Origin of the sequence: Vibrio sp. RW (assembly GCF_027587105.1) — a bacterium.
GTDB lineage: Bacteria > Pseudomonadota > Gammaproteobacteria > Enterobacterales > Vibrionaceae > Vibrio > Vibrio toranzoniae.
The window spans coordinates 246308-252307 of the sequence record NZ_JAPPTM010000007.1; the positions used below are offsets into that span (position 1 = coordinate 246308).

The 6000-nt window shown below is 44.1% G+C and carries 7 protein-coding genes; 3 read left to right on the forward strand and 4 right to left on the reverse strand.

The genetic code is table 11. The features are described from left to right. The first annotated feature begins 103 nt into the window (after positions 1–103). The 3 genes from OCT63_RS09110 to OCT63_RS09120 are packed head-to-tail and all read left to right on the forward strand — an operon-like array spanning position 104 to position 1325. Complete coding sequence (locus tag OCT63_RS09110; protein ID WP_017062614.1) at positions 104–565, forward strand: nitrate reductase cytochrome c-type subunit; 462 nt, start codon at positions 104–106, stop codon at positions 563–565. 29 nt (positions 566–594) lie between these two features. Then, entirely contained in the window at positions 595–1176 is a 582-nt protein-coding gene (locus OCT63_RS09115) for a NapC/NirT family cytochrome c (protein ID WP_009845456.1), read from the forward strand. Positions 1177–1187: 11 nt separating this feature from the next. Then, positions 1188–1325 carry a TIGR02808 family protein gene (locus OCT63_RS09120; protein ID WP_010430103.1) on the forward strand — a complete coding sequence of 46 codons (138 nt, stop codon included), beginning with the start codon at positions 1188–1190 and terminating at the stop codon, positions 1323–1325. A gap of 128 nt (positions 1326–1453) precedes the next feature. Here the strand turns inward: OCT63_RS09120 and phaC are convergent, their stop codons facing one another. The 4 genes from phaC to OCT63_RS09140 form a co-directional block, all read right to left on the reverse strand. Continuing rightward, the gene (gene phaC, locus OCT63_RS09125) at positions 1454–3265 is read right to left on the reverse strand and encodes a class I poly(R)-hydroxyalkanoic acid synthase (protein ID WP_161684488.1); all 1812 of its coding nucleotides are present in this window, start codon (positions 3263–3265) and stop codon (positions 1454–1456) included. Positions 3266–3340: 75 nt separating this feature from the next. Further along, complete coding sequence (locus tag OCT63_RS09130) at positions 3341–3688, reverse strand: phasin family protein (RefSeq protein ID WP_060469635.1); 348 nt, start codon at positions 3686–3688, stop codon at positions 3341–3343. 121 nt (positions 3689–3809) lie between these two features. After that, positions 3810–5021 (reverse strand): acetyl-CoA C-acetyltransferase, encoded by a 1212-nt coding sequence (locus OCT63_RS09135; protein ID WP_161685067.1) that lies wholly within the window; start codon positions 5019–5021, stop codon positions 3810–3812. Positions 5022–5047: 26 nt separating this feature from the next. Beyond that, entirely contained in the window at positions 5048–5788 is a 741-nt protein-coding gene (locus OCT63_RS09140; RefSeq protein WP_060469633.1) for an SDR family oxidoreductase, read from the reverse strand. Positions 5789–6000 lie beyond the last annotated feature (212 nt).

Sequence of the window (6000 nt, forward strand, 5' to 3'; positions counted from 1 at the left end):
AGCTCGTAGATCTGACGTATTTAATATTGCGACTGCTTTTTTCGTTACTTTTTGAAAGAAGTAGTCCACTCAAAGAATTAGCCTTTAGGCGGAGAAATTAACCATGAAAAAACTGATTACTGCCCTACTATCAGCTGGTCTTTTGCTAGCTGGTGCAGTTCAAGCTGAAGCTGAGCTGGATAACCCAGGCGGCATTGGTGGCGTAGAATCTCTACGTGGTGCAAGTGAACTTGAAGCAACTCGCGCAGCAGATGACTTCAAAAAGTTCCCTCGTGACCAAGTACTTGAGAGTGACTACGTATACCAACCACCTCTAGTGCCTCATACTATTCGTAGCTATGAAGTTTCTCTTAACGCTAACAAATGTCTTTCTTGCCACAGCTGGAAAAACGCAAAAGAAATGGGTGCGACTAAAGTGAGTGTAACTCACTACATGAACCGTGAAGATGCGGTACTTGCAGACGTATCACCTCGTCGTTACTTCTGTCTACAGTGCCACGTACCTCAAGCTAATGCTAAGCCACTAGTTGAGAACGAGTTCAAACCTGTAGATTCACTGCGTTAATCGTAGCCGGACTGTAAGAGAGGCTATATATGATAAAATTACTTAAAGCGTTTTGGAAAAGACTCGCGACACCAAGTAAAGCAGCCGTAGGCGTTGTTTTGTTCTTGGGTTTCTCGGGTGGTCTTTTGTTCTGGGGTGCATTCAACACGGGTATGGAGGCAACCAACACGGAAGAGTTCTGTTCTGGCTGTCACGCACCTATCGTTGCTGAAATCCAAGAGACCATTCACTACTCTAACCGTTCTGGTGTTCGTGCAATCTGTTCAGACTGTCACGTGCCTCATGAGTGGACAGATAAGATTGTTCGTAAGGTTCAAGCATCTAAAGAGCTATACGCACACTTTATTGCAAAAACCATCAACACCGAAGAAAAGTTCAAAGCACGTCGTGCTCACCTAGCGGAACGCGAATGGGCTCGATTGAAAAAGAACGATTCACTTGAGTGTCGTAACTGTCACCAGTTCGATTACATGGACTTCTCAGAGCAGAGCCCTCGTAGTGCGAAACAACACTCGACTGCGCTAGCTTCTGGTGAAAAAACATGTGTAGACTGTCACAAAGGTATTGCACATAAACTACCAGACATGCATGGCGTTGAAGGCTGGCAATAAGGAGCGATTGAATGAGTACTTTAGAGAGCGTAATTTGGCATATACTGGGTTACAGTGCGATGCCAGTGATCATTCTTGGTGGTTTCGCAGGTGTAGCAGCCGTATCTCTTTGGATTTTATCTATGGGTAAAGACAAAGAAATCGATTAAGAATCGAGATTGCGTCAACTTATGTCAATTATGTTTTGAGATAAGTTGACACTAAAAAGCCACTGAAATCAGTGGCTTTTTTATTATCTGACGTTGTATATCTCTATTATTGAAAGTGATTTAACACCCTAAGCTTCTTTCTCTGCGGTCTCTGTATCAACCTGCTCTTTATCGACAATCGGCAGCACTTGTTTTACATAGTTGCCTGGCGCTTTGCCAATCACAGGGTTAAGCTCAGATCCTTGATTAAAAGGTTCAATTTTCTCGTCAGCCTCAAAGCCTTGTAACCACTGATCCCAATGTGTCCACCATGAGCCTTCACTATAGCTTGCATTCGCTAGCCACTCGTCAGCAGAGTCGTCTAGGCTGTCATTCACCCAATAGCCATATTTCTTCTTGTCTGGATGGTTAACAATACCAGCAATATGCCCAGACTCACCCAGCACAAAGGTTTTGTTGCCACCCGTATTCAATGCGCCGCGATAAGTTCCCTGCCACAAAGCAATATGGTCTTCTTTGGCTGAAATAAAGTAGCTTGGTATTTTGATCTTATTCAAATCAATCCACACACCGCCCACTTTCACACCTTTGTCTTGAATCAGTTTGTTTTCAAGGTAGAGCTCACGCAGCAAGAAGTTATGACATTCAGCGGCTACGTTAGTGCTATCACTGTTCCAATACAATAGATCAAACTCCATCGGGCTGCTGCCTTTGAGATAGTTATCAATGTAGTAGTTCCAGTACAGACTGTTTTCACGAAGCAAACTAAACGTCACGCTCAGTGAACGACCATCCATATAGCCTTTCGCGTCGTTCTGCTTCTCGATCGCGTTAATGATCGTTTCGTTAATGTACGCGCCAACCTCACCCGGCTGAGAGAAATCCAACAAAGTAGTAAAAAAAGTGGCGGTTTTAATGCGCTTTTTCATGCGCTTCGCAGCGTAGTAAGCCACCGTAGAGGCCAGCACCGTGCCACCAATACAGTAACCTACGGCATTGATTTGCTCTTTACCGGTAATGTCTTCAATCGCGGTAACCGCTTTAACAACGCCCTCCGTGACATAGTCACCGAATTCGAGGTCTTTTTGCGCTTCACCCGGGTTACGCCAAGACATCATGAACACACTGTGTCCTTGTTCAAGCAACCAGCGAACCATCGAGTTCTTCTCACGAAGGTCAAGAATGTAGTACTTATTGATGAACGGTGGAACGATCAACAAAGGCGTCGCGTTCACCTGAGGTGTTTTGGGATAGTACTGAATCAGTTCAAACAGCTCGTTTTGAAAGACAACATCACCTTCGGTGTTCGCAACATCCACACCCAATCGGAAGGCGTTGTTGTTGGTCATGCGGATCTTGAGTATATCGGCGCTTGCTTCAACGTCTGCTTGTAACTGCTCTAACCCATCGAGAAGGTTTTCACCATTTCGCTCAAGCGTCAGTTTCATCAACTCTGGGTTAGTCGCAATAAAGTTGCTTGGAGAAAGTGCATTGATTGCCTGACGAGAAAAGAACGCCACTCGCTCTTTGGTTTTTTCGTCAATACCTTCGATCGAGTTGATGGTGTCGATATAGCTTTTACTGAATAACAAATAGGATTGTTTGATAAAGCTGTAGAACGGGTCGTTTTTCCACGCTTCATCAATAAAGCGCTTGTCGCTGCGGTCTTCTGAGATAACACTCTCGGTGTTGCCCATCAGCGCGGCATTCTGCCAGATCTTAAGTTGCTGTTCCCACCATTGAGATTGTAACTGAAGTAGAACGGCGGGTTGGTTGGCGGCTTGCTCGAAGATTTTTGATGCATCATCAAAGTTCAATTCTTGCATCGCTTGATTGAGGGGAGATTGCGCGGCTTCCTTGTTTTGTTCAAAGCTTTCCCACCATTGCTGGTTCGTTTGTTGAAGTTTAACAAGGTAGTCCGAAAAGAAGTGTTGAAACATAACATGACTCCAATAATCGGAAAATCGCCACCGAGCCTCACAGTAAATACTGCGCTAACTCGATGGCGATTAAATTTATGCAGGTGTAACTGTTTTCAAGTTTTCAGTTGTTAGTGTTTCAACATCTTCTTTGAATTCTTTAGCCACAGTTTGAAGCTTAGTGCTATCACTCATCATCTGCTGAGACAGTTGAGTTAGCGCTGCTAGTTGCTGGCTATTGAAAGCCGTTAAGCTATTTACATCTTTGATTTCGCTTACGGCTTTCATTTGTGCAAGACCCATGTCCGTGTATGTCTGCATCGCATTCATTTGCAATTCCGTCATTGTTTGAACGTTCTTGGCAACCAACTTGTTGAACTTGAAATACGGTTCAAATTGCTTTTCAGTTTGGTCAGTCATTGTTTTGAAAATATCCGTGTACATAAGTAACTCCTGATGAATACATAGTTTAGTAATACAAGTTTAGGTAATGTCTTTCTACGAAGGCTCACCATTGGGATAAGCGACTTCGATAAATTGTTAAGCTGCTACAGGCAAGTCAGGCTTAGCCTTCAATACCTTTAAGCAAAACAGCGGTGCCCATTCCTCCACCCACACAGAGTGAAGCAACACCATAAGTTGTCTTTTGTTCGAGCATCTCATGGATAAGTGAAACAATAATTCGATTGCCTGAAGCTCCTAGAGGATGGCCTAGCGCGATCGCTCCACCATTCACATTCACCTTTGGTTTGAAAGTTTCTAAAGGCAGGTCGTGCTGCTCAGAAAGCTGATACATCACACCAAGCGCTTGTGCTGCAAAGGCTTCATTCAGTTCAAACAAATCGATCTCTTCAAGCGTTAGTTCAGCTTTGTCGAGCGCTTTTGATACGGCTTCTACTGGGCCTAACCCCATGATCTTCGGGTCCAAACCAGATTGTGCGTAGCTGCTTAGTTCAACCAGTGGTGTTAATCCGTATTTCACGACGGCACTCTCTGATGCCAAGATAATTGCACTCGCACCGTCATTGATACCTGAAGCGTTGCCCGCCGTTACGGTTCCTTCACGGTCGAATGCCGGACGAAGCTTTTGTAGGCCTTCGAATGTTGCGTCAGATTTCGGATACTCATCAGTATCAAAAGTGACTGTCTGTCTGCGCTGCTTAACTTCAACAGGCACGATTTGCTGAGTAAACTTGCCTGCTTCGATTGCCGCCACCGCTTTCTGTTGGCTTTCTAACGCATAGTTATCTTGAGCAAGGCGTGAAATGTTCAATGCATTCGCAATATTTTCAGCCGTCATGCCCATATGGTAATGATTAAACGCATCCGTTAAGCCATCGCCCACCAACAAGTCTTTCATCGATATATCACCCATCTTGTGTCCGTTACGAATACTTGGCGGAACCACAAAAGGGATTTGAGACATCACTTCAACACCAGCCGCAACCACCACTTCAGCGTCTTGCGCCTTAATGTGTGCAGCAGCGTCCATTACTGACTTCATGCCACTGCCACAAATCATGTTGACGCCATACGCAGGTATTTCCTCTGCAAGCCCTGCGTAGATTGAAGCTTGGCGCGCTACGCCCATGCCTTGCCCTGCTGAAATCACGTTGCCGACTATCACTTCGTCAATCGCATCTAACGGTAGGTCTACTTCGTCCAACGCACCTTTAATCGCCACACCAGCTAGTTCACCTGCGGATACGTTGTTTAAAGACCCGGTAAATGCACCAATTGGGGTACGTTTTGCCGCAACAATAAATACTTTTTCCATCATTCCATTCCCTTGAATTTCGCCAATTAGTGCATATACAAGCCGCCATTCACAGACAATGTCTCGCCTGTAATGTACGCGCCAGATTCACTCGCTAAAAAGCCCACTGCGTCCGCAATTTCAACAGGTGTAGCCAAACGTTTCATTGGGATTTGGTTCTTTATTGAATCAAGAACTTCAGGCTTCATTTGCTCAACCATTGGTGTCGCCGTGTAACCAGGAGCAACTACATTCACTGTGACGCCACTGCGAGCGCCTTCGGCTGCCAGTGCTTTGGAGAAGCCAATCATCCCGGCTTTAGCAGCCGAGTAGTTGGTTTGTCCAAACTGACCTTTAAGACCATTGACTGAAGAAATGTTGATGACTCGGCAGTTACCCTTTTCGCACATCGGTGCAAACAAAGGCTGTGTCACATTGAAAAGACTGTTGAGATTGGTCTCTATCACCTCTCTCCATGCTTCCGCATCCATCTTTTTAAAGACACTGTCACGCGTAATACCGGCATTGTTAACCAACACATCAACAGTGCCTTCTTCTTCCAGCAACTTGCTTAAGCTCAATGCACATTCAGCAGTGTTAGTAACATCTAATTCAAACAGTCTGACTTGCTCTTCAGTAAATTGTTTTTCCTTAAACCAATCTAGTGCACATTGATAATTCCCAGTAAAATAGGTTGCGATCACACGATATCCATCTGCGACTAGTTTCGAAGATATTGCCGACCCGATACCGCCTTTTGACCCTGTAATTAAAGCAAGCTTTTTCATTAATGGTTCCATCCCTTACAAGAAATTAAATAACAATGATGTTAATAAAATAATGTCTTAGTTAATAATTAAACTTTACGTTTTTCTTTAATTAAACCCTACATCTCAAAATCAAAAAGTATTATTACAAATACAAAATAATTTCATATTATAGCTAAAAACCTGACTTGCCTCTCAAAAAAAATGAAATGTTACGCATATGTAAATATACA

Excerpts from the sequence above, each read along its gene's own strand:
- OCT63_RS09110 (WP_017062614.1), top strand. The coding sequence starts at position 104 with ATGAAAAAACTGATTACTGCCCTACTATCAGCTGGTCTTTTGCTAGCT.
- OCT63_RS09115 (WP_009845456.1), top strand. The coding sequence starts at position 595 with ATGATAAAATTACTTAAAGCGTTTTGGAAAAGACTCGCGACACCAAGT.
- OCT63_RS09120 (WP_010430103.1), top strand. The coding sequence starts at position 1,188 with ATGAGTACTTTAGAGAGCGTAATTTGGCATATACTGGGTTACAGTGCG.
- phaC (WP_161684488.1), bottom strand. The coding sequence starts at position 3,265 with ATGTTTCAACACTTCTTTTCGGACTACCTTGTTAAACTTCAACAAACG.
- OCT63_RS09130 (WP_060469635.1), bottom strand. The coding sequence starts at position 3,688 with ATGTACACGGATATTTTCAAAACAATGACTGACCAAACTGAAAAGCAA.
- OCT63_RS09135 (WP_161685067.1), bottom strand. The coding sequence starts at position 5,021 with ATGGAAAAAGTATTTATTGTTGCGGCAAAACGTACCCCAATTGGTGCA.
- OCT63_RS09140 (WP_060469633.1), bottom strand. The coding sequence starts at position 5,788 with ATGAAAAAGCTTGCTTTAATTACAGGGTCAAAAGGCGGTATCGGGTCG.